This is a genomic window from Burkholderia ubonensis subsp. mesacidophila, from assembly GCF_002097715.1.
GTDB classification, from domain to species: Bacteria; Pseudomonadota; Gammaproteobacteria; order Burkholderiales; family Burkholderiaceae; genus Burkholderia; species Burkholderia mesacidophila.
Genome location: NZ_CP020738.1, coordinates 950653 through 971589, shown reverse-complemented (window position 1 = coordinate 971589; position 20937 = coordinate 950653). Strand labels below are relative to the sequence as shown.

18 protein-coding genes are annotated in these 20937 nt (G+C 69.6%); 7 read left to right on the top strand and 11 right to left on the bottom strand.

The window, feature by feature from the left end:
* The first annotated feature begins 127 nt into the window (after positions 1-127).
* Positions 128-1990 (top strand): ExeM/NucH family extracellular endonuclease, encoded by a 1863-nt coding sequence (locus tag B7P44_RS21940; RefSeq protein WP_084908112.1) that lies wholly within the window; start codon positions 128-130, stop codon positions 1988-1990.
* Between the two features lie 25 nt (positions 1991-2015).
* On the opposite strand, the gene B7P44_RS36560 is transcribed toward B7P44_RS21940, so the two are convergent.
* Complete coding sequence (locus tag B7P44_RS36560) at positions 2016-2210, bottom strand: hypothetical protein (RefSeq protein ID WP_133117877.1); 195 nt, start codon at positions 2208-2210, stop codon at positions 2016-2018.
* Between B7P44_RS36560 and B7P44_RS21935 the strand changes: the two genes are divergently transcribed.
* From B7P44_RS21935 to B7P44_RS21925, 3 genes are all read left to right on the top strand, one after another.
* A complete protein-coding gene (locus B7P44_RS21935) occupies positions 2209-2595 on the top strand; it encodes an ElaB/YgaM/YqjD family protein (protein WP_084909959.1) in 387 nt (128 codons plus the stop codon). The genes B7P44_RS36560 and B7P44_RS21935 overlap by 2 nt on opposite strands.
* A 51-nt stretch (positions 2596-2646) precedes the next feature.
* On the top strand, positions 2647-3231 hold the full coding sequence (locus B7P44_RS21930; RefSeq protein WP_084908111.1) for a BPSL1445 family SYLF domain-containing lipoprotein: 585 nt from the start codon (positions 2647-2649) through the stop codon (positions 3229-3231).
* A gap of 214 nt (positions 3232-3445) precedes the next feature.
* Complete coding sequence (locus tag B7P44_RS21925; protein ID WP_084908110.1) at positions 3446-4498, top strand: AI-2E family transporter; 1053 nt, start codon at positions 3446-3448, stop codon at positions 4496-4498.
* Positions 4499-4614: 116 nt separating this feature from the next.
* Here the strand turns inward: B7P44_RS21925 and B7P44_RS21920 are convergent, their stop codons facing one another.
* From B7P44_RS21920 to B7P44_RS21900, 5 genes are all read right to left on the bottom strand, one after another.
* Complete coding sequence (locus tag B7P44_RS21920; protein ID WP_084908109.1) at positions 4615-5115, bottom strand: hypothetical protein; 501 nt, start codon at positions 5113-5115, stop codon at positions 4615-4617.
* A 223-nt stretch (positions 5116-5338) separates the two neighbouring features.
* On the bottom strand, positions 5339-6355 hold the full coding sequence (locus B7P44_RS21915) for an NADP-dependent oxidoreductase (RefSeq protein ID WP_084909958.1): 1017 nt from the start codon (positions 6353-6355) through the stop codon (positions 5339-5341).
* 74 nt (positions 6356-6429) lie between these two features.
* The gene (locus B7P44_RS21910) at positions 6430-7218 is read right to left on the bottom strand and encodes an SDR family oxidoreductase (protein WP_084908108.1); all 789 of its coding nucleotides are present in this window, start codon (positions 7216-7218) and stop codon (positions 6430-6432) included.
* A 181-nt stretch (positions 7219-7399) separates the two neighbouring features.
* Positions 7400-8716, bottom strand: a complete 1317-nt coding sequence (locus B7P44_RS21905) for an Nramp family divalent metal transporter (protein ID WP_084908107.1) — start codon at positions 8714-8716, stop codon at positions 7400-7402.
* Positions 8717-8905: 189 nt separating this feature from the next.
* Positions 8906-9832 carry a helix-turn-helix domain-containing protein gene (locus B7P44_RS21900; protein WP_084908106.1) on the bottom strand — a complete coding sequence of 309 codons (927 nt, stop codon included), beginning with the start codon at positions 9830-9832 and terminating at the stop codon, positions 8906-8908.
* Between the two features lie 800 nt (positions 9833-10632).
* Here B7P44_RS21900 and B7P44_RS21895 point away from each other — a divergent pair.
* Positions 10633-11580, top strand: a complete 948-nt coding sequence (locus tag B7P44_RS21895; protein WP_084908105.1) for a LysR family transcriptional regulator — start codon at positions 10633-10635, stop codon at positions 11578-11580.
* A gap of 71 nt (positions 11581-11651) precedes the next feature.
* Positions 11652-12053, top strand: coding sequence for an OsmC family protein (locus tag B7P44_RS21890; protein ID WP_084908104.1), 402 nt, complete (start codon positions 11652-11654; stop codon positions 12051-12053).
* A gap of 78 nt (positions 12054-12131) precedes the next feature.
* Here the strand turns inward: B7P44_RS21890 and B7P44_RS21885 are convergent, their stop codons facing one another.
* Positions 12132-13013, bottom strand: a complete 882-nt coding sequence (locus tag B7P44_RS21885; RefSeq protein WP_084908103.1) for a Dyp-type peroxidase — start codon at positions 13011-13013, stop codon at positions 12132-12134.
* Between the two features lie 506 nt (positions 13014-13519).
* Here B7P44_RS21885 and B7P44_RS21875 point away from each other — a divergent pair.
* Complete coding sequence (locus B7P44_RS21875) at positions 13520-15385, top strand: ABC transporter ATP-binding protein (RefSeq protein ID WP_084908102.1); 1866 nt, start codon at positions 13520-13522, stop codon at positions 15383-15385.
* A gap of 51 nt (positions 15386-15436) precedes the next feature.
* Here the strand turns inward: B7P44_RS21875 and B7P44_RS21870 are convergent, their stop codons facing one another.
* The 4 genes from B7P44_RS21870 to B7P44_RS21855 form a co-directional block, all read right to left on the bottom strand.
* Positions 15437-16675: a voltage-gated chloride channel family protein gene (locus B7P44_RS21870; RefSeq protein ID WP_084908101.1), complete on the bottom strand. Its 1239-nt coding sequence runs from the start codon at positions 16673-16675 to the stop codon at positions 15437-15439.
* A 226-nt stretch (positions 16676-16901) separates the two neighbouring features.
* Positions 16902-17918: a chemotaxis response regulator protein-glutamate methylesterase gene (cheB, locus tag B7P44_RS21865; RefSeq protein ID WP_084908100.1), complete on the bottom strand. Its 1017-nt coding sequence runs from the start codon at positions 17916-17918 to the stop codon at positions 16902-16904.
* On the bottom strand, positions 17915-20215 hold the full coding sequence (locus B7P44_RS21860; RefSeq protein WP_084908099.1) for a hybrid sensor histidine kinase/response regulator: 2301 nt from the start codon (positions 20213-20215) through the stop codon (positions 17915-17917). Before B7P44_RS21860 ends, cheB begins: the two co-directional genes overlap by 4 nt.
* The gene (locus tag B7P44_RS21855; RefSeq protein WP_084909957.1) at positions 20212-20910 is read right to left on the bottom strand and encodes a chemotaxis protein CheW; all 699 of its coding nucleotides are present in this window, start codon (positions 20908-20910) and stop codon (positions 20212-20214) included. Before B7P44_RS21855 ends, B7P44_RS21860 begins: the two co-directional genes overlap by 4 nt.
* Positions 20911-20937: the final 27 nt, after the last annotated feature.

The following is a 20937-nucleotide window of genomic DNA, read 5'->3' as shown; positions in this document are numbered from 1 at the left end:
ATTGCGCCATTCTCCGCCGGACGGTCACCGCCCGACACCTGTCCGAACGGCCTATTCCGGCCACTTCATTACAACTTCCTGTCACCATGCGCCCCTGGCTTTCCGATTTTTTCAGCCGAGTCACGCCATGCATCGTTCATTGCCGTCGTTCGTCCTTGCCGCTTCACTCGTCACGTCCGCCCCGGCGCTCGCGGCCGCGCCGCCCGTCAGCGCCGGCTGCGGCGGCGCGACGACGCCCATCGCCGCGATCCGGGGCGGCCCCGGCCCGTCACCGCTGGCCGGGCAGACGACGTCGATCGAAGCCGTCGTCACCGCAGACTTCGGCGGCGCCGACGGGTTCGGCGGGTTCTTCGTCCAGCAGGCGGACGCCGAGCGCCGGCGCCGGCCGGGCGTGTCGGAAGGCCTGTTCGTCTATGCGCCAAAGGCGCGCGCAACGGCCGGCGACGTCGTGCACGCGACCGGCAGGATCGAGGAGAAATACGGCCAGACGCAGCTCACGCTGTCGGGCGGAATCGCCGTCTGCGCGCGCGGGCGGACGGTCACGCCGGCGACGCTCACGCTGCCGGTCGACGCCGCGTCCGTGTTCGCCGCCCACGAGGGCATGCTCGTGCGGCTGCCGCAGACGCTGACGGTCAGCGATACCTACGAACTGGGCCGCTACGGCAGCATCGTGCTCAGCAACGGCCGGCTGCGCACGCCGACGCATCTCGTCGCGCCGGCCCGGGCCGGCGCGCAGGCGGACGCGAACGCGCGCAACCGCATCGTCCTCGACGACGGCTCGAACAAGCAGAATCCCGCGACCGTGCGCTACCCGCCGCCCGCGCTGAGCGCCGCGAACACGCTGCGCGCCGGCTACACGGTGCGCGGCGTCGAAGGCGTGCTCGAGCGGCGCTACGACACGTGGCGGCTGCAGCCGGTGCCGGGCGCGGCCGCACCGGTATTCGAGCGCGCCGCGAATCCGCGCACCGGCGCACCCGCGCGGCATCCGGACGCCGACGTACGGGTCGCGTCGTTCAACGTGTTCAATTACTTCAACGGCGACGGCCGCGGCGGCGGCTTCGACGCGCCCGCCAATCGCGGCGCGAAGACCCCGGCCGAATTCGCGCGGCAGGAAGCGAAGATCGTCGCGACGCTGCGGGCGCTGCGCGCGGACGTGATCGGCCTGATGGAGCTCGCGAACAACGGCTACGGCGACGCCAGCGCGGTGCGCCGCCTGGCTGCGAAGCTCGGCGACGGCTGGCGCGTGGTCGCGCCGGGCGCCGCACGCCTCGGCAGCGACGCGATCGCGGTCGCGCTGCTCTACGACAGCCGCACGGTCGAACCGGCCGGGCGCGCGGCGACGCTCGAGATCGGCAACCTGAACCGCCCGCCGCTCGTGCAGACCTTCGCGCGCATCGGCGGCGCGCGCGCCGTCACGGTCGCGGTCAATCACCTGAAATCGAAGAACTGCCCGAACGCAGCGGGCGCCGATCTCGATCAGGCCGACGGCCAGGGCTGCTGGAACGCGACGCGCACGCGCGCGGCCGAACGCATCGCCGGCTGGCTCGCGGGCAATCCCACCGGCGTGACCGCGGAAGGCGTGCTGCTGATCGGCGACCTCAACAGCTACGCGAAGGAAGATCCGATCCGTGCGCTCGAAGCGCGCGGCTATGCGAACCTGGTCGCGCGTTTTCTCGGCGACGACGCGTACAGCTACGTGTTCGGCGGCGAAGCGGGCTACCTCGACCACGCGCTCGCGACGTCGACGCTCGCCGCGCGCGTGAAGGCCGTGCACGCATGGCACATCAACGCCGACGAACCGGTCGCGCTGCAATACACGCCGGGGTTCAAGACGCGCGAGCAGCAATCGCGCTACTACGCGCCCGATCCCTACCGTTCGTCGGACCACGATCCGCTCGTGATCGATCTCGCGCTCGAGGATCGCGACACGCCGACCGCAAGCGGAATTTACCTGCACACCTTACAAATTCCGTCACTTTTACCTGAATAGCGAATCCGCCCGCATCGGGCACGCGTCATTCACGCCACGCCGGCGTCGCAGGCGAAAAAAATTCTCCTGCTGTCGCGCCATGCCTGGCGGGGCTTCGCGCACCGTGCGCCGACGAAACCGAAAGCATCTGACGAAACTCCCCCGCATCGGGCGAATCACACAGGCTGCAGCGATTTTTCCTGTCTTCAAATCTGCTTGGTTCAAGGAGGATGAACATCATGGCGCTCACCGACTCGATCGAACACAAGCTTGACCGCGGCCTGTCCGACATCCGCCGCACCGGCCGCCGCGTGGGACGCAGCACCCGCTCCGCCGCGCACAACCTGCACGCGGATGTGCAGGACGACCTGCGCGAACTCGTCGACGAACTCGAGGATTTGTTGAAGCACGATGGAGACGGCGACATCGCCGCGTTGCGCAAGCGCGTGCAGTCGCGTCTCGATGAAGCGCGCAGCACGCTCGACGTCGCATCGCATTCCGCGGCCGCCCGGCTGCGCGGTTCCGCCGAGCGCGTGTCGCAGGTCGTGCACGACAACCCGTGGCAGACCGCGGGCGTCGTCGCGGGCCTCGCATTCGTGGCGGGCCTGCTGCTCGCCCGTCGTTGATCCCGGTCGGCCATTACGCCGCTCTCAACCCGACAACGAAGGAGAACACACATGCGCAAGACTCTCGCGATGCAAGCCGCTGCCGCCGTCATGCTCGGCAGTCTCGCCCTCGCCGGCTGCACCACCACCCCCGACAAGAACCCGCCCGCGGCGGCGAACGCGTCGAAGCGCGAATCGATCGACGCGAGCGTCAACGCGACGCTGTCGCGCCTCTATTCGACGGTGCCGGGCTCGCGTGAACTCGTCGCGAAATCGCGCGGCGTCCTCGTGTTCCCGAATGTGCTGCAGGCGGGCTTCATCGTCGGCGGCCAGTCCGGCAACGGCGCGCTGCGCGTCGGCGGCAGCACGATCGGCTACTACAACACGTCGTCGCTGTCGGTCGGCCTGCAGGCCGGCGCGCAGTCGAAGGCGATCGTGTTCCTGTTCATGACGCAGGACTCGCTCGATTCGTTCCGCAAGACGGACGGCTGGTCGGCAGGCGCCGACGCGTCGGTCGCGGTCGTCAAGGTCGGCGCGAACGGCGCGGTCGACACCAATACGGCCACCGCGCCGGTCGAGGTGCTGGTGCTGACCAACGCCGGCCTGATGGGCGACCTGTCGGTGAACGGCACGAAGGTCACGAAGCTCAACCTCTGACGCCGGGCGGCCGGGCGCCGCATCCGCGTTCCGCCAACGCCGCGTGGCTTGGGGCCTGTTCACGCTAATAACGGGCTTGCCCTGGCCCGCGGCGTTTCCATGCGCACGCCGTCCGCGGCAACTATGACTTCCGCGCCTTTGCGGGCATACTCCGGTTCGGGCCGTCCCGGACACGCGCCGGGCCGACAGATTTCACCCTCACGCGGTTGCCATCATGGTTAGCGGAAACGACCACCAAAAATTCTTCTATCTGCTCCTGTTCGTCGTCACCGTCGGACTCTGCTGGATTCTCACGCCGTTCTTCGGCGCGGTCTTCTGGGGCACCATTCTGGCGATCCTGTTCCAGCCGGTGCAGCGCTGGCTCGCAGCGCGCTTCGGCAAACGGCGCAATCTCGCCGCACTCCTGACGTTGTCCCTGATCATCCTGATCGTGATCCTGCCGCTCGTGTTCGTCGCCGCGACGCTCGTGCAGGAAATCGCGTACGTCTACCAGGAGATCAAGACCGCGCAGCCGAACTACACGCAGTACTACCAGGACATCATCCATGCGCTGCCGACGTCGATCCAGCGGCTGCTCGCGAAATACGGCGTGACCAACCTCCCCGGCATCCAGAAGAAGCTGACCGACGGCGCCGCGCAGATCAGCCAGTTCGTCGCGGCCCAGGCGCTCGTCATCGGCCAGAACACGTTCCAGTTCGTGATCAGCTTCGGCGTGATGATGTACATGGTGTTCTTCCTGCTGCGCGACGGCGGCGAGATCGGCCGCCGCGTGCGCCGCGCGCTGCCGCTCGACGACGAGCACAAGCACCTGCTGCTGTCGAAGTTCACGACGGTCGTGCGCGCGACCGTGAAGGGCAACATCGCGGTCGCGCTCGTGCAGGGCGCGCTCGGCGGGCTGATCTTCTGGGTGGTCGGGATCGAGGGCGTCGTGCTGTGGGGCGCGCTGATGGCGTTCCTGTCGCTGCTGCCCGCGATCGGCGCGGGCCTTGTCTGGGTGCCGGCCGCCATCTATTTGCTGATGATCGACGAGATCTGGAAATGCGTGATCCTCGTCGCGTTCTGCGGCGGCGTGATCGGGCTCGTCGACAACCTGCTGCGGCCGATCCTCGTCGGCAAGGACACCAAGATGCCCGACTGGGTCGTGCTGCTCTCGACGCTCGGCGGGATGGCGCTGTTCGGCATCAACGGCTTCGTGATCGGGCCGCTCATCGCCGCGCTGTTCATGGCAAGCTGGGACATCTTCGCGCGCGCCGAACAGGGCGAATGACGCAAGCCGCGCCCGCGAGCGCGGCTTGCAGCCCATTATCGCCGGCCGGTTGCGAATGACCGGCCGCGCAATGCGATATCGACATCCGGGTTAGAAATTCGGGTAAGCCCCGCCCGTCACGGATGGAGAATCTTCATCACGATCGGCCCGGCCGCGTCGCCATCCGACGCCGCGACCGTCATCGTTCCGCCATGCGGCCCGACCCGATACGCACCGTCGGCACGCGGCGGCACGATCCGCCGGCTGGCCGCATCGCGCCACGTCGCGCGAATGCCGGACACTTCCTGCTGCATCAACGGCGCGCCGCGCACATCGGCCAGCACGATGCGCGCGCCCGGCAAGCGCCGGTCATGCGCATCGAACGTCACCGCCACTGAAGCGTCTCGTGCATCGACATCGGCTGCCGGTTCGCGCATTGCGACGGACGGCGCCGCGAGCGTGACGTCGTATTGCGCGACGATCGCGCCGGCGAACCGCACCTGCCCGGCCGCACATGCCCCCGATGCGAACAGCGCGGCGCACATGCCCGCCAGCAGCATGCACAGCGTGCGGTGCCGCGTTGCCGCATCCTTTGGGTTCGTGATTGCCGTTGCTTCCCGCCGCCGCGCTGCCTGCATCTGTCGCCTCTCCCTGTGCCGTTCATCCGGAAACGGCGGCGTGACGCCCGGGTCATGCCGCCTTGCATATCGGCATTCACTTTAGGGAGAAGCGTCGGGACAACATATCAGACCAGTCCGAAAACGATATCGGACAATACAGACAACGTCCAAATATGACGTTTTATGACAATCTCGCCATCGCGGCGGCACGCGCTCACGCGCCGTCCGCGGCGCATGCGACTCACGCGTGCGGATCGACCCGCAGCACGAGTTTGCCCCGATGATCGCCGTCGAACAGGCGATTCAGCACGTCGGGGGCGTTTTCGAGACCGTCGGCGACGGTTTCCTCGGCCTTGAGCCGGCCGTCGCGCAGCCAGCCGGCGAGCGTCTGCACGGCTTCGCGGCTGTTGCGGTAGTCGAGAATCAGGAAGCCGCGCATCGTCAGGCGCTTCGAGATCAGCACGCTGACGTCGTCGGCCGCGCGCCCACTGTTGTAATTCGCGATCGTGCCGCACAGTGCGATGCGCCCGCCGATCACCATCCGCGACAGCACCGCGCGCATCACGTCGCCGCCGACGTTCTCGAAGTTCACGTGCACGCCGTCCGGCGTCGCCGCCTTCAGCTGCTGCCGGAAGTCGTCGGCCTTGTAGTCGACCGCAGCGTCGAAGCCGAGCGTCTCCGTCAGGTAGCGGCACTTGTCCGGCCCGCCCGCGATCCCGACCACGCGCGCGCCGTGGATCTTGCCGATCTGCCCGGCGATCGACCCGACCGAGCCCGCCGCGGCCGATACGACGAGCGTCTCGCCCGGCTGCACCGGCGCGATCTCGGTCAGGCCGTAGTACGCGGTCAGCCCGCTCATCCCGCACGCGCCGAGCAGCGTCGGCAGCGGCAGGCCCGCCTGCGCGGGCAGCTTGACGAGCTGCGCGGCCTGCGCGGCCGGCACGACCGCGTAGTCCTGCCAGCCGACGAGCCCTTGCACGAGATCGCCTTCCGCGAACGCCGCGGCACGCGACGCGACGACGCGCCCGATGCCGAGCGCGCGCATCACCTCGCCGATCGCGACGGGCGGCAGGTACTGCGGGACGTCGCTCATCCACACGCGGTTGGTCGGGTCCATCGACAGGAACAGCACGCGCACGAGCACTTCGCCTTCGGCGAGCGCCGGCACCGGCGTGTCGACGAACGAGAAGTGTTCGCGGCCGACGCGCCCTTCCGGACGCGTCTTCAGCAGCAGTTGGCGGTTGACGAGCGTCGACACGAGGTTCTCCTCCTGGGTGTTCAGATCGGGCGCGATGCGTGCGCGCCCGTGCGAATCCATGCGAATGGCGCGCGTCAGACCGCGCACATGCCGCCGTCGATCACAAGTTCGGCGGCGGTCACGAAGCGGCTCTCGTCGGACGCGAGATACACGGCCGCATGCGCGACGTCGTCCGGCTCGCCGAGCCGCCGCATCGGAATGCCGCGCGCGAGCCGGCGCGTCGCGTCGCGCTCGCCGAGCTGGCGGAACAGCGGCTCGACGATCCCCGTGCGGATGAACGCCGGATGGATCGAATTGCAGCGCACGTCGAGTTCCTTGCGCGCGCAATCGATCGCGACCGACTTCGTGAGGCTCGCGACCGCCGCCTTCGACGCGTTGTACGCGGTGAACTCGGGCTCGACCTTGAACGCGGCGACCGACGAGATGTTGATGATCGACGCGGGCCGGCTCGCGCTCAGATACGGCAGCGCGTACTTGCAGCCGAGCACGATGCTCTCGACGTTGATCTCCATCACGCGCCGCCACTCCTTCAGCTCGAGCTGGTCGAGCGCGCCGATCGAGCCGACGCCCGCGTTGTTGACGAGCACCGACAGGCCGCCCATCGCGTCGTTCGCCTGCGCGAGCAGCGCCTGCCAGCGCGCGTCGTCGCGCACGTCCTGCGTCGCGGCGAACGCGACCGGCGCATCATGCCCGGCGTTGAGTTCCTGCGCGAACGCGTCGAGCACCGCCGCGTCGGCGACGTCCGTCAGGAACACCCGCGCGCCCTGCTCGACCATGCGCCGCGCGATCGCGCGGCCGAGGCCGCCCGCCGCGCCGGTGATGTACGCGCACTTGCCTGCGAGGCGTGAAGAAATCACTGTCATCTGTCCGACTCCGTAAATGATCCGGCGACGCCGCAGCCCGCGCGCAGCGTGCGCCCGGCAGCCAACGCACGGCCAGCGTACGCGAACGCCGCAGATCGATGAAATGAATATTCGTTATGGCCAGTCATAGGCCATGTTCATGACCGACGAAGCGGTGCCCCCCGGGCCGCCCCGCCCGCGCTCACCCGGCGACGCCCGTGATCAGCAGCAGGTTCGTGCCGGTGATGACCGCGAACAGCGCCCACGCGGCCACCTGCATCCCGCGCCCGATCGCGTGTTCGCCCATCGCCGCGCGATCGCTGACCGAGCGGATCAGCGGCCACATCGCGAACGGCAGTTGCAGGCTCAGCAGCACCTGGCTCCAGATCAGCAGCCGGCCGACCGAGCCGTCGCCGAGCCACAGCACGCCGATCAGCGCGGGAATCAGCGCAAGGCCGCGCGTGATCAGCCGGCGCTGGTAGCACGGGATCTTCATGTGCAGGAAGCCGTCCATGATCACCTGCCCGGCGATCGTGCCCGTGAGCGTCGAGCTTTGCCCGGACGCGAAGAGCGCGATGCCGAACAGCAGCGCGGCCGCGCCGCCGACGATCGGCGTGATGAGCCGGTACGCCTGCTCGATGTCGGCGACGTCGGTGCGGCCCGTCGCATGGAACGCCGCGCCCGCGAGGATCAGGATCGCCGCGTTGACGAGCATCGCGACGAACAGCGACACGCAGGTATCGATGCGCACGAGCGCGAGCGTGTCGCGGATCATGCCGCGCGCGCCGCCGACGACGCGCCGTGTCTGCACGACCGACGAATGCAGATACAGGTTGTGCGGCATGATCGTCGCGCCGACGATGCCGAGCGCGAGCACGATCGCGTCCTTGCGGTCATGGCCCGGATCGCCGGGCACGAGCCCGCTGAACACCGCGTGCCAGTCGGGCGGCATCATCGTGACCTGCGCGACGAAGCAGAACGCCATCGTGCCGATCAGCCCGAGCACGATCGCCTCGATCTGGCGGAAGCCCTTGCCCTGCAGGCCGAGCACGATCATCGTGTCGAGCGCGGTCAGCACGATCCCCCATGCGACCGGCACGCCGAGCAGCAGCTTGAACGCGAGCGCGCAGCCGAGCACCTCGGCGATGTCGCACGCGATGATCGACACCTCGGCGGTCACCCACTGGACGACGCGGCCGAACGGGCCGTAGCGGTCGTAGCTGGCCTGCGCGAGATCCTTGCCGGCGACGAGCCCGAGGCGCGCGGCGAGCATCTGCAGGAAGATCGCGGCGAGGCTGGAGAACGCGACGACCCACAGCAGCGAATAGCCAAACTGCGAACCGGCCTGGATGTCGGTGGCCCAGTTGCCGGGGTCCATGTAGCCGATCGCGACGAGCAGGCCGGGGCCGAAGAAGCGCCTGAGCTTCGTCAGGCGGGACGCGCGGGCGTCGATCGTGATGCTGCCCTTCACTTCCGACGGGCAGAACGGGGCGGTGGCGGTGGTGGGAAAAAAGGGCATGGCGCAGCGTCACTGAGACCGGAACGCCGTGATTGTACGAAAGCCGGCCCGCCCGGTGCCAGCGCCTCGCCGCCTGCCCCTCGGGGCGAACGTCAGGCGCGATGATTCGACCTCCTTCCCGTCTCGCGGAAAGCGCCGTGAAATCCGTGCGGCCCGACCTCGATCAGGCCGCGAACCGCTTCGCCCCCTTCAGGGCGCCAGCCCGCAGGACCGCTGCATTTGCGGCGTGTACGCCAGTGCGATGCCGACCCGCGAGATCCGCGCGCGCTCGCTGGCACGGTATTCGGTCGGCGACATCGACAGACGCTGACGAAACAGCTTCGCCATGCGCTCGCCGCTGCCCAGCCCGATGCGCCGGGCGACCTTGTCGGCCGGCAGGCTCGTATGCACGAGCATGTGGCACGCCCGCTCGAGGCGCACATGCAGGACGAATTCCGTCGGCGTCACGCCGACTTCCTTCTTGAAACGCCGCAGGAAATTGCGTTCGCTCATGGCCACCGCCTGCGCGGCGCCCGCGATCGAGATGCGGTTGATGCTCTGCGCGCGCAATTGCTGCATCGACGTGCGGATCGACGGGCTGGCGCTCAGTTCCCGGATCGCCCACATCGACTGGACGAAGCGCTCGTCGACCGGCCGCGAGATGTGGCGGGTGATGTCCTCCACCGCGCCGTCGCCGAGATCGTGGCGGAACATGTCCATGACCGCCGACAACACGTCCGCCCCTTCCCCCGACGGCTCGGCGTCCTTCGCCGCCGATACGAGGCTTGCGGTGCTGACCGACGCGGCGTCTTCGCGTGTGCTCGCCCACTTCGACGTCGCGATCGTCGCGAGCCTCATCCCGTCCGCGACCCAGCGGGCATTCGCCTGAAGGTCCCGCAGCCGACGCAGCAAATCCTCGTTCCACGCGACGAGCGCGTGATCGCCGTGCAGGTGAAAGAATGCATAGGCGTATCTGCCGTGATCGTCGTCCAGCGCATCGGTCGCGACCTGCACGCCCGATGACGACTGGAGCAGTCCGCCGCTCGCGGACACGAATCTCAGCTGATACGCCGCGCAGACGGTCTGCAAGCGGTTGGCGAGATTGAAGGCCTCGACCAGGCGCGCGGCCTGTGCCATCGAAAACCCCGCGCTCAAAAAAATGACGACTATGCGTTGATCATTTGCTTCCACTTGCCGAGCCCCCGACTCTTACTGCCTTCTCTCTCAGACACGCTTGTGTATTTTTCGAAGCTTGCGCGCGACAGCCACCTGTTCTAAAGCGTTCGCATCATATCTTCTGAGGTACGTTTCTTGACAGTACTGTCCGACCCGGACAGGGTTATGGCGGATTGAAACAAGCCGCCCCACCACCTGAATTCCGCCATTCCACTATGGGCAGGAAGCAGGCGCAATCCAATATCCCGTTCCACCGCTGCCCAATATCGATGCAACCGAGGCCCCACGGCGCAAGGACGAATCCTTCCATTCAACTTAACAATCTCAACATTTCTTAAACACAATCCATCCGAAAGCATCCTTCATTTAAATCAATTCCCATTGATCAATTAATCCCACGACGCAATCGCAAACGTTGTCGCATGAAAATTGAAAGTCATTTGAATACACATTGCACGGAATCCCGTCCATGCATTGTCGGAATGCGACAGGACGTCGACATATCCGTGCCCGCACGTCGCTTTTATACTCGCTGCGCCGATCCAGCCCCATCTGGATCGGCTGCATATCCTATGGATATCTGGCCTGGGTTCCGGCTCGTCCCTCGTGCGGTCGGGCCCCATTGCGCCGACCGGCAGCCGGTCGGCTTTTTTTTGTCCGCCGAGCCCACACCGAGCGCGCCGAACGCGTCGAACGCCCGCGCGGCGTCACGACGCGCATCCATTAGAATCGACCTCCGCGATCCACCACTTCCGCGCCCCGTGCCCGCCGATCACCGCCTCGATCTCAACCTGTTCCGCGTGCTCGACGCCGTCTACGTGCATGGCGGGATCAGCGCCGCGGCCCGCGCGCTGCACCTGACGCAACCCGCGATCACGCATGCGCTCAACCGCCTGCGCGCCCAGTTCGACGATCCGCTGTTCGTCCGCCAGGGCAACCGCGTCGTGCCGACCGAGCGCACCCGCGCGGTCATCGCGGACGTCCAGCGTCACCTGAAAGGGCTGCAGGACACGGCGCGCGCGCAGCCCGAGTTCGACCCGGCGACGCTCGACCTGAGCTTGGTCGTCGGCCTGCGCGACGTGCTCGAATCGATCGCGCTGCCGCGGCTCGTTGCCGCGTTCGCGCAGGAAGCACCAGGCTTGCGGCTCGTGAGCCGGCGCGTGCCGATCCGAGATATCGAACGCGAGCTCGCGGCGGGCGATCTCGATCTCGTCGTCGAGCGCCGCCTGCCGGCCGGCCCGCGCATCGCGAGCGAATACCTGCTCGACGAATCGCTCGTCGTCGCGATGCGGCGCGATCATCCGCTCGCGAACGGCCCGCTGCGGCGCAACGACTACTTCGCGGCGCAGCACGTCGCCGTGTCGTCGCACGGCGAGCCCCCCGCGATCGACGTGCTGCTCGGCAACGACGGGCGCCTGCGCCACATCCAGCTCGTTTGCCAGCACTACTTCGCGGCCTGCCAGATCGCCGCGGCGGGCGACCTGCTGCTCACGCTGCCGCATTCGTACGCACTGCGCATGACGGACCTGCTGCCGATCGCGGTCCGGCCGCTGCCGCTGCGGCTGCAGCCGTTTCCGATCCTGGCGTACTGGCATGAATCGCGCGATGCGGACCGCGCGCATCAGTGGTTCCGCGAACGCGTGAGCGCGCTCGTGCGCGGCTGCGTCCCGGAGGCGCGCCCCGCGCGCGCCGGCACGACGCGCGCGTGAACGGGTATGCTGGCGGCTCCGGCCGCCGCGCAGCGCGGCCGCTTTTCGTTTCTCGCCACCGGAGCTCCGCCATGCCGCTGATTCACGCCGCCGCCGTCCTCGAAGCCGACGCGCCCGATTACGTCGTCAACCTGCAAGCCGGCTCGCATGCGCTGACCGGCGACGAAGCGGAACGCGAAGGCGGCCGCAACCGCGGGCCAGCCCCGTATGAATTCGTGCTGGCCGGGCTCGCGCAATGCACGGCCGCGACGCTGCGGATGTACATGGAGCGCAAGGCATGGCCGGCCGCGCGCGTCGACGTGCGCACCGAGCTGCATGCCGACCGCGAGGGGCTGCAGTACGTGCGCCGCGTCGTGACGATCGACGGCCCGCTCGACGACGCGCAGCGGCAGCGTCTCGCCGAGATCTGCGAGAAGACGCCGGTGACGCTGTTCATCAAGCGCGGCACGCGCATCGAGACCACGCTGCGCTGACGCTCAACCGGCCGCACCAATGAAACGGGCGGGCCGCGCATCGCGCGCGGCCCGCCCGTCAACTGCGTCGCGCGGCGCTTACAGGCCGAGCGCGGACAGGTCCAGCTTGCCGTCCTTCATCGGCGGGCACCAGAAATACGCGCCGGTCAGCGGCCGCGTGAAGCGGAACAGTCCGTCGACAATCCCGTCGTCCGCGCCGCTCATCCGGCGCATCTGCACCTCGAACGCGCGGAACGAACGGCCGAACGCGACGAAGTACAGCCCCGCGCGGCGCGCATCCGACCACGGCGCCGAGCGGCGCAGCATGAACGCTTCCGGCTCGAAGCTCTCCTGCGCGGTGCGCTTCACGTGCGCAAATTCCGGCGCGTCGTCGAGCTCCTCGTTGTCCGACTGGCGGCGCCCGATGATGTTGTCCATGTCGTCGGACGCAATACGCTCCATCCGGTCGAAGTCGTGCAGCCACTGCTGGACGGCGACGAAGCTCGCGCCGTCCAGCCCCGCGCCCTGCCCGGACACGATCGCCGCCGCAACCGCGTCGTCGCCGGTCGGGTTCTCGGTGCCGTCCTCGTAGCCTGACAGGTCGCGATCGTTCGCGTAGCGGAACGCATCGACCGCGTCCTGCAGCGCAAATGCGGGCGCGAGCAGCCGCTCGATCGCCCGCGCGCGCAGCGTGATCTCGCCGCGATCGTCGGAACGCAGCCAGACCCACACGTCGGCCGGCGTCGCCGGCAGCGGCCGGTCCTGCACCGCGAAGGCCGGAAACGCGGTCAGGCCCGCGATCGAGCGACCCAGGCCCGACGCGAGCGAGTGGCCGAAGCCGACGACGGTCTCGCGCCCGTCGACGACCTCGCGCAGCGCGGCGAGCGCCGCCGCGACGTTGTCTTTGTTGGAAATCGTGAAAGTGAGGTATCGGGCCGCCGCATCGATCGGAGCCAGAATGCCTTGCTGAACGTCGCTCATCGTTTCCCCAGGAATGTGTCGTGAATCTGCGATGGCCGCTTGGGCCGGCGCGCGCCGGGCCGTGGTCCGGCCTTCGCACGGCGCGCAGCCACGCAGTGTAATCGATGCGGACGCGCACCGGCCCGTGGCCCGGTTCGGCCGGCCGAACCGGGGCGGAAGCGGGACCGCCCCCGCGCACGACGCCCGTATCGACGCGGCAATGCAGCATTCGTCAGACATTGCAACCGCCTTACGACTGCTGATAGAATCGCTCCACGTCTTTTCGACGCCTTTTCAACCATTCACTTCAGGGAGGTGCTGATGTTCCGAATGCAGTCCGCCTTCCCGAACGTGGTCTCACGGCTCAGCTGATCCAGCCAGCCGTCCGCGCAGGCGCCTGACGGCCCGCGCATCTTCCCGACAGCCCGTTCCTTTCGATCCGCGTCGCGCACGCGGGTCCGGCTGTTGCGTTTTCGACGTTCTCTGATCCGGAAAGTCCCGTCGCGCGATGCGCCGGGCAATGACACATGACCAGAAAAACCACCCAACCGGGCGGCCATGCGTTCCAGGCCGTCTTCGGCTTCACGTTGCACTACTGGCGCCGGCAACCGGCGCGCATCTCCGTCGTCGTCGCGTTCTCGCTGCTCGCCGCGCTCGCCGACGTGCTCACCCCGCTGTTCGCGGGCCGCCTCGTCGATGCGCTGGCACTCGGCCTCACCGACCGGACGGCCGCCTGGCACGCGGCGCTGTCGGCGTTCGGCGTGCTCGCCGCGCTCGGCATCGGCGCGACGCTGCTGCGGCAGGGCGTCTACCTGAACATCATCACGCTCACGCTGAAGATGATGGGCGAGATCGCGACCGCGTCGTTCCATCGCGTGCAGCGCTTCTCGACCGACTGGCACGCGAACAGCTTCGCCGGCTCGACGGTGCGCAAGATCACGCGCGGGATGTGGGCGCTCGACCTGCTGAACGACACGCTGCTGATCGCGCTGCTGCCGTCGCTGACGATCCTGGTCGGCGCGACCGCGCTGCTCGGCTCGCACTGGCCGACGATGGGGCTCGTGGTCGGTCTCGGCTCGCTGCTGTACATCGCCGTGACGGTTGCGATGTCGCTCGGCTTCGTCGCGCCCGCCGCGCGGCTCGGCAACCTGTGGGATACGCGCATGGGCGGCGCGCTCGCGGATGCGGTCGGCTGCAACGCGGTCGTCAAGGCGTTCGGCGCGGAAGTGCGCGAGGAAGCGCGGCTGTCGCGCGTAATCGGCAAATGGCAGAAGCGCACCCGGCGCTCGTGGATGCGCGGCACCCTCAACGGCGGCCTGCAGGGCGCGATGCTCGTCGCGATCCAGGCGGCGATGATCGGCGTCGCGCTGACGCTGTGGGCCAGCGGCGCAGCGAGCGTCGGCGACATCGCGTTCGCGCTGACGATGTTCTTCATGCTGCAGGGCTACCTGCGCGACGTCGGCATGCACATCCGCAACCTGCAGCGCTCGGTGAACGACATGGAAGAGCTCGTCGCGCTCGAGCGCCAGCCGCTCGGCATCGACGACAGGCCGGACGCGCAGCCGCTCCGGATCACGCGCGGCGAGATTCGCTTCGAGCACGTGACGTTCCGCTACGGCAGCCACCCGGTCGCGCTGTACGACGACTTCTCGATGCGCATCGCGCCCGGCGAACGGGTCGGCCTGGTCGGCCATTCGGGGTCGGGCAAGACGACGTTCATCAAGCTGATCCAGCGCCTGTACGACGTGTCGGGGGGCCGCATCACGATCGATGGCCAGAACATTGCCCACGCGCGCCAGGATTCGCTGCGCGGCCAGATCGCGATCGTCCAGCAGGAGCCGGTGCTGTTCCACCGCACGCTCGCGGAGAACATCGCGTATGCGCGCCCGGACGCGAGCCGCGCCGACATCGAGCGCGCCGCGCGGCTCGCGAGCGCGCACGACTTCATCGCGGCGCTGCCGGACGGCTACGACACGCTGGTCGGCGAGCGCGGGATCAAGCTGTCGGGCGGCGAGCGGCAGCGCGTCGCGATCGCGCGCGCGTTCCTCGCGGATGCGCCGATCCTGATCCTCGACGAAGCGACGTCGAGCCTCGACAGCGAAAGCGAGGTGCTGATCCAGCAGGCGATGGAGCGGCTGATGGAAGGCCGCACGACGCTCGTCGTCGCGCACCGGCTGTCGACCGTGCGCGCGCTCGACCGGCTGCTCGTGCTCGATCGCGGCAAGGTGATCGAGGAAGGCAGCCACGACGCGCTGATCCGGATCGACGGCGGCGTCTACCGGCGGCTGTTCGAGCGGCAGGCGCTGGAGCTGGCGAAGGGGCTCGCCGACAACACGCCGGGCGGCCATTCGTTCGACGGCGCCGAACCGCGCGGGCAGCCCGCCGAAGCCTGACGGCAAGCCGGACGTGACGCGGGGCGGCGATGCAGGATGCCGCCCCGCCGCTCACTCGCCCGGCCCGTGCACGCCCTTCCCGACGGCCACGCGCTGCGCGCGATAGATGCCCGCGTGCCCGGAGAACAGATACGCGACCACGCACGCGACGATCGCGTACACGCCGATATCCGCGCCGAACAGCTCGATCGCCATGATCGTCGACGCGATCGGCGTGTTGGCCGCGCCGGCGAACACCGCGACGAAGCCGAGCCCGGCCAGCACCGGCACCGGCAGCGCGAGCACCTGGCCGAGCGCGTTGCCGAGCGTCGCGCCGATGTAGAACAGCGGCGTCACCTCGCCGCCCTTGAAGCCCGACGCGAGCGTGACGACGGTGAACGCGAATTTCCCCGCGAAGTCGTAGACCGGCAACGGGCCGTGGAACGCCGCCTCGATCGTCGGGATGCCGAGGCCGAGATACTGCGGCACGTTCAGCGCGGTCGCCGCAATCGCCACGAGCAAACCGCCGACCACCGGCTGCAGCGGCGCATACCGGATGCGCCGGCGAAACAGCGCCGACAGCGCGTGCGTCGCATGCGCGAACAGCCGGCCGACCACGCCGAACGCGATGCCCGCGACGACCGTCGCGCCGAGCCCCGCCGCGCTGACAGGCGGCACGAACGGAATCCCGTACGCGGTGTGATGCACGCCCCACAGCCGGCACACGACGTCCGCGACGATCGCCGACGCGACGCACGCGAGCAGCGCGTCGTAGCGCACGCGCCCGATCGCGAGCACTTCGAGCCCGAACACCGCGCCGGCGAGCGGCGTGCCGAACACCGACGCGAAGCCGGCCGCGATGCCGGCCATCAGCAGCACGCGCCGGTGCTCGCGGTCGAGCCGCAACGCGTGCGTGACGCGATCGGCGAGCGCGCCGCCCATCTGCACGGCGGTGCCTTCGCGCCCGGCCGAGCCGCCGAACAGGTGCGTGACGACGGTCGCGACGAGCACGAGCGGCCCCATCCGCTTCGGCACGAGCGCCTTCGGATCATGGATTTCGTCGATCAGCAGGTTGTTGCCGCGCGCGACCGACTGGCCGAAGCGGTGGTAGATCCAGCCGGTCGCGAAACCGGCGGCGGGCAGCCCCCAAAGCAGCCACGGATGCGCGACGCGCGTGCCGGTCGCCCAATCGAGCGCGATCAGGAACAGCGCGGACGCCGACCCGGCGAGCGCGCCGAGCAGCGCCGAAAGCGCGAGCCAGCGGCACACGTAGCGCACGGTCGCGAGGAAGTCGGCAGAAGTGTTGAACATCGAGTGATTTCCAGATTCGACGGAAGATCAAACCTGGGCGGCAGGACACCGCATGAGACGGCCTGCGACCTCCCGAAACCCAGGAACGCGCAGGCATCATCAGCCGGACGACCGGCGGTTGCGGGCGGGGCGCGCTCGTCGCGAGCGGGCCCAGGCCCCGGGGAGGCATGCCATCTCCGAAGCGCGCATTGTACGCGACGGCCGACGCCGCCCGCAATGCGCGCGGTCAGCCGTGCGACGGGCGCGTCACGCGCGCGATCAATTGCGGCGCGATCCGGTCGAGCGGCAGGATCACGCTCGCCGCGCCGATCGCGGCGGCGGCCTTCGGCATGCCGTAGACCGCGCTCGTCGCCGCATCCTGCGCGATCGTGCAGCAGCCCTTCGCGCGCATCGCCTTCAGGCCGAGCGCGCCGTCGCGCCCCATGCCGGTCAGCAGCACGCCGATCGCGTCGCCGCGCCAGCCGTCGGCGACGCTGTTGAAGAACACGTCGATCGACGGCCGGTACGGCGTCTCCGCCGGATGCCGCGTATAGCCGAGCACGCCGCGCGGCGTCAGGCACAGATGGTCGTTGGTCGCCGCGAGCAGCACCTCGCCCGGCTGCGGCGCGCTGCCCTGGCGCGCGACGCGCACCGGCAGGCGCGTATAGCCGTCGAGCCACTGCGCCATGCCGACCGCGAACGCCTGGTCGACATGCTGGACGATCACGATCGCCGCCGGGAAATCTTCCGGCAGTGCGCGCAGCAGCGCGGTGAGCGCGGTCGGCCCGCCCGCCGACGCGCCGATCGCCACCAGCGTCGGCTGGCCGCGCGCCGGCGCGGATACGGGCGGCGCGAGCGCCGTCGAGCGGCTTTCGAGCATCCGGCCGATCTGGTCGATCTTCGCGAGCAGCGGCTGCGCCGCGTCGACGCTCAGGCCGAGCGCCAGCGTCGGCGTGTCGGCCGCGTCGAGCGCGCCCGCCCCCATCGCCTCGTAGACGGACGACGTGCTCGCGCTGACGCTCGCCGTCACGATCAGGATCGCGCACGGCGCGCGCGCCATGATGCGGCGCGTCGCCGCGACGCCGTCGAGCTTCGGCATCACCAGGTCCATCAGCACGAGGTCGGGCGGCTGCGCGACGCAGAAATCCACCGCCTCGTCGCCGTCGGTCGCGACCCACAGCACGCGATGCTCCGGCCGCTGCGCGATCGCTCGCCGCAGCGCCTCCACGGCGAGCGGCAGGTCGTTGACGATGCCGATGTTCATCCCTGCGCGTCCCCGATCAGGTCGTGCACGGCGTCGAGCAGCGCCTCGTCGTGGAAGCTGCCCTTCGCGAGGTAGTAGTCGGCGCCGGCGTCGAGCCCGCGGCGGCGGTCCTCGTCGCGATCCTTGTACGACACGATCATCACCGGCACGCGCTTGAGCAGCGGATCGTTCTTGATCAGCGTGACGAGCTCGATGCCGTCCATGCGCGGCATGTCGACGTCGGTGACGACCAGGTCGAACGCATCGCTGCGCACCGCGTTCCAGCCGTCCATCCCGTCGACCGCGATCGTGACGTCGTAGCCGCGCTTCTCCAGCAGCTTGCGTTCGAGCTCGCGCACGGTCAGCGAATCGTCGACGACGAGCACGCGCCGCCGCCGGTCCGCGAGCGCATGCTGCGGGTCGCGCACGAGCTTCGCGAGCTGCCCGCCGCGCACGAGCTTGTCGACCGAGCGGATCAGGTCCTCGACGTCGACGATCAGCACCGGGTCGCCGTTCTCGAGCAGCGCGCCGGCCGCGATGTTCTGGATCTTGTGCAGGCGGCTGTCGAGCGGCTGCACGACGAGCATCCGCTCGCCGAGGAAGCGGTCGACCGCGACGCCATACAGCTCCGGCTCGCCGCCGACCACCACCACCGCCGTGCGCGCGCGCGACGCATCGGGCTCGCCCGCGTCGAGCAGCTGGTGCGCGGCGACGAGCCCGGCGCGCCGGCCATCGAACGGGAAATGCGGCTGCCCTTCGAGCACGTCGATATCGGCGCGCTCGAGCTCGAGCGTGCGGCGCACGTGCGCGAGCGGGAACGCGTATGGCTCGCCGCCGACCTCGACGAGCAGGCTGCGGATCACCGACAGCGTGAGCGGCAGCTGCAGCACGAAGCGCAGGCCGGCGCCCGGCTCGTTGAAGATCCGCACCGCGCCGCGCACGCTGCGCACCATTTCCTGCACCGCGTCGAGGCCGACGCCGCGCCCCGACACGTCGGTCACCGCATCGCGCATCGAGAAGCCGGGCAGCAGCAGGAATTCCAGCAGCTCCTGGTCGGACAGCCGCGCGGCCGTCTCGTCGTCGGTCAGATGCTGGCGCACCACCGCCGCGCGCAACGCGTCGAGATCGACGCCCGGCCCGTCGTCGCTGACGCTGACGAGCAGCGACCCGGCGCTGTGGCGCGCCTCAAGCGTCACGCTCGCGGCGGCCGGCTTGCCGCGCGCGCGCCGCACGTCGGGCGGCTCGACGCCGTGGTCGAGCGCGTTGCGCAGCAGGTGGCCAAGCGGCGCGTCGAGCAGGTCGAGGATGTCGCGATCCACCTGGGTCGCCTCGCCGACGATCGAAAACCGCACCTGCCGGCCGAGCGAGCGCGCGAGGTCGCGGACGATGCGCGGGTACGCGCGCGTCGCGTCGCCGAACGGCCGCATCCGGCATTGCAGCGCCTCGTCGTACAGCTGCTCGGCGATATGCGTGCTGCGCCGCTCGAAGCGGTCGAGCGCGTCCATCCGCTCGGCGAACGAGCGCTGCAGGTCGTTGAGCATGTGCCGCACTTCGCCCAGCGACGCGAGCGCCCCCGCGTCGAGCTCGCCGGCGAAGCGCTCGACCAGCGTGTCGAGCGAACGCGCCGCGTCGCGCTGCGCGCGCTTCACGCGCAGCATCGATTCGGCGAACGGCTTGAGCCAGCGCGACTCGACGAGCGATTCGCCGGACAGGCTCAGCAGCCGGTTCAGGCTGTCGGCGCGCACCCGGCGAATTGCGCCCGTATTTGCGCCTGCCCCGCGCGCGGACTGGGCCGGATCGGTGGCGCCCGCAACCGCGGGCGGCGCGGCTTCGCCGCCGAATGGCGCCGCCTTGCGCGCCGGCTGGCCGGATTCGAACGGCGCGTCGCCGGGCGGCGGCGCCGCCGTAAACGTTTGCGTCGCGCCCGGATCGCCGGCCGCGGCCAGCGCCGCAGCGAACGTCTCGATCTCGGCCGGCGCGACCGGCTGCATCTGCGGATCGCCGACCCGCACGAGCAGATCGACGCCCGCCAGCAGCGCATCGACGTGCGCGGCCGTCAGCGCCGCCGCGCCGCCCTGCGCGGCGACGAAGCACTCTTCCATTCGCCCCGCGATGTCGACGCCCTGCGGCACGCCGACGATGCGCGCGGCCCCCTTCAGCGAATGCGCGGCGCGCATGCAGGCCTCGAGCGCCGCCGGATCGGGCGCGCCGGATTCGAGCGCGAGCAGGCATTCGGACAGCGCCTGGGTCTGCGTGCGCGTCTCCTCGCGATACAGTTCGAGCAGCGACAGGCGGCTCAGGTCGTCATCGGCGCTCATCGCATGCTCCGCGTCACGGCATCGAACAGGCGGTCGTCGTCGAGCAGGCCGATCGACTTGCCGCGCCACGCCAGCACGCCGCGCGACAGGCCGGCGCTCGCGCGCCCGACCGTCGCCGGCACCGGCACCCACTCCGACGCGCCGAAGCGCACCACGCCCTCCACTTCGTCGACCGGAAACACCACCGGCTCGCCGTGCTGCGCGACGACCAGCAGCCGCGTGAAGCCGCCGTCGGCGCCGCCGGCCGTGCCGAGCCCGAGCAGCGCGCCGAGCGAGATCGCGATGCGCAGCGTGCCGCGGATGTTGACGACGCCGCGCACCGCCGGGTGGCGGCGGTGCGGCAGCGAATGGATCGGGCGCGTGTCGGCGATCTCGCGCAGCACGCCGATCGACAATGCGAGCCATTCGTCGGCGACGCGGAACGCGAGTGCCGCGTGGCGCGCGTCGGCGCCGGTGTCGCCACGCTCGCGCACTGCGCCGTTCGTGCCCATGCGGCGCGCGGCGTCGGCCATCTCGGCGTCGCCGAGCGGCCGCTCCAGCAGCTTCGCCGCGTGATACGCGTAGACGGGACAGTTCAGGCAGCGCAGGTACTCGGTCAGCCGCTCGCACGTCCGGTCGCCGCGCGTGCCGATCCGGTTCCAGCAGTCGTCGACGTCGATCGTCATGTCGGTGGGGTCAGCGGCCTCGCCGTTCATCATTTCCTCTTGTCATGCCAGGGTCGT

What these genes read in the sequence shown, in the direction of transcription:
- B7P44_RS21855 (WP_084909957.1), bottom strand. Translation starts at nt 20,910, where the DNA reads ATGAACGGCGAGGCCGCTGACCCCACCGACATGACGATCGACGTCGAC.
- B7P44_RS21860 (WP_084908099.1), bottom strand. Translation starts at nt 20,215, where the DNA reads ATGAGCGCCGATGACGACCTGAGCCGCCTGTCGCTGCTCGAACTGTAT.
- B7P44_RS21885 (WP_084908103.1), bottom strand. Translation starts at nt 13,013, where the DNA reads ATGAGCGACGTTCAGCAAGGCATTCTGGCTCCGATCGATGCGGCGGCC.
- B7P44_RS21875 (WP_084908102.1), top strand. Translation starts at nt 13,520, where the DNA reads ATGACCAGAAAAACCACCCAACCGGGCGGCCATGCGTTCCAGGCCGTC.
- B7P44_RS21935 (WP_084909959.1), top strand. Translation starts at nt 2,209, where the DNA reads ATGGCGCTCACCGACTCGATCGAACACAAGCTTGACCGCGGCCTGTCC.
- B7P44_RS21930 (WP_084908111.1), top strand. Translation starts at nt 2,647, where the DNA reads ATGCGCAAGACTCTCGCGATGCAAGCCGCTGCCGCCGTCATGCTCGGC.
- cheB (WP_084908100.1), bottom strand. Translation starts at nt 17,918, where the DNA reads ATGAACATCGGCATCGTCAACGACCTGCCGCTCGCCGTGGAGGCGCTG.
- B7P44_RS36560 (WP_133117877.1), bottom strand. Translation starts at nt 2,210, where the DNA reads ATGATGTTCATCCTCCTTGAACCAAGCAGATTTGAAGACAGGAAAAAT.
- B7P44_RS21870 (WP_084908101.1), bottom strand. Translation starts at nt 16,675, where the DNA reads ATGTTCAACACTTCTGCCGACTTCCTCGCGACCGTGCGCTACGTGTGC.
- B7P44_RS21940 (WP_084908112.1), top strand. Translation starts at nt 128, where the DNA reads ATGCATCGTTCATTGCCGTCGTTCGTCCTTGCCGCTTCACTCGTCACG.
- B7P44_RS21920 (WP_084908109.1), bottom strand. Translation starts at nt 5,115, where the DNA reads ATGCAGGCAGCGCGGCGGCGGGAAGCAACGGCAATCACGAACCCAAAG.
- B7P44_RS21910 (WP_084908108.1), bottom strand. Translation starts at nt 7,218, where the DNA reads ATGACAGTGATTTCTTCACGCCTCGCAGGCAAGTGCGCGTACATCACC.
- B7P44_RS21905 (WP_084908107.1), bottom strand. Translation starts at nt 8,716, where the DNA reads ATGCCCTTTTTTCCCACCACCGCCACCGCCCCGTTCTGCCCGTCGGAA.
- B7P44_RS21890 (WP_084908104.1), top strand. Translation starts at nt 11,652, where the DNA reads ATGCCGCTGATTCACGCCGCCGCCGTCCTCGAAGCCGACGCGCCCGAT.
- B7P44_RS21900 (WP_084908106.1), bottom strand. Translation starts at nt 9,832, where the DNA reads ATGGCACAGGCCGCGCGCCTGGTCGAGGCCTTCAATCTCGCCAACCGC.
- B7P44_RS21925 (WP_084908110.1), top strand. Translation starts at nt 3,446, where the DNA reads ATGGTTAGCGGAAACGACCACCAAAAATTCTTCTATCTGCTCCTGTTC.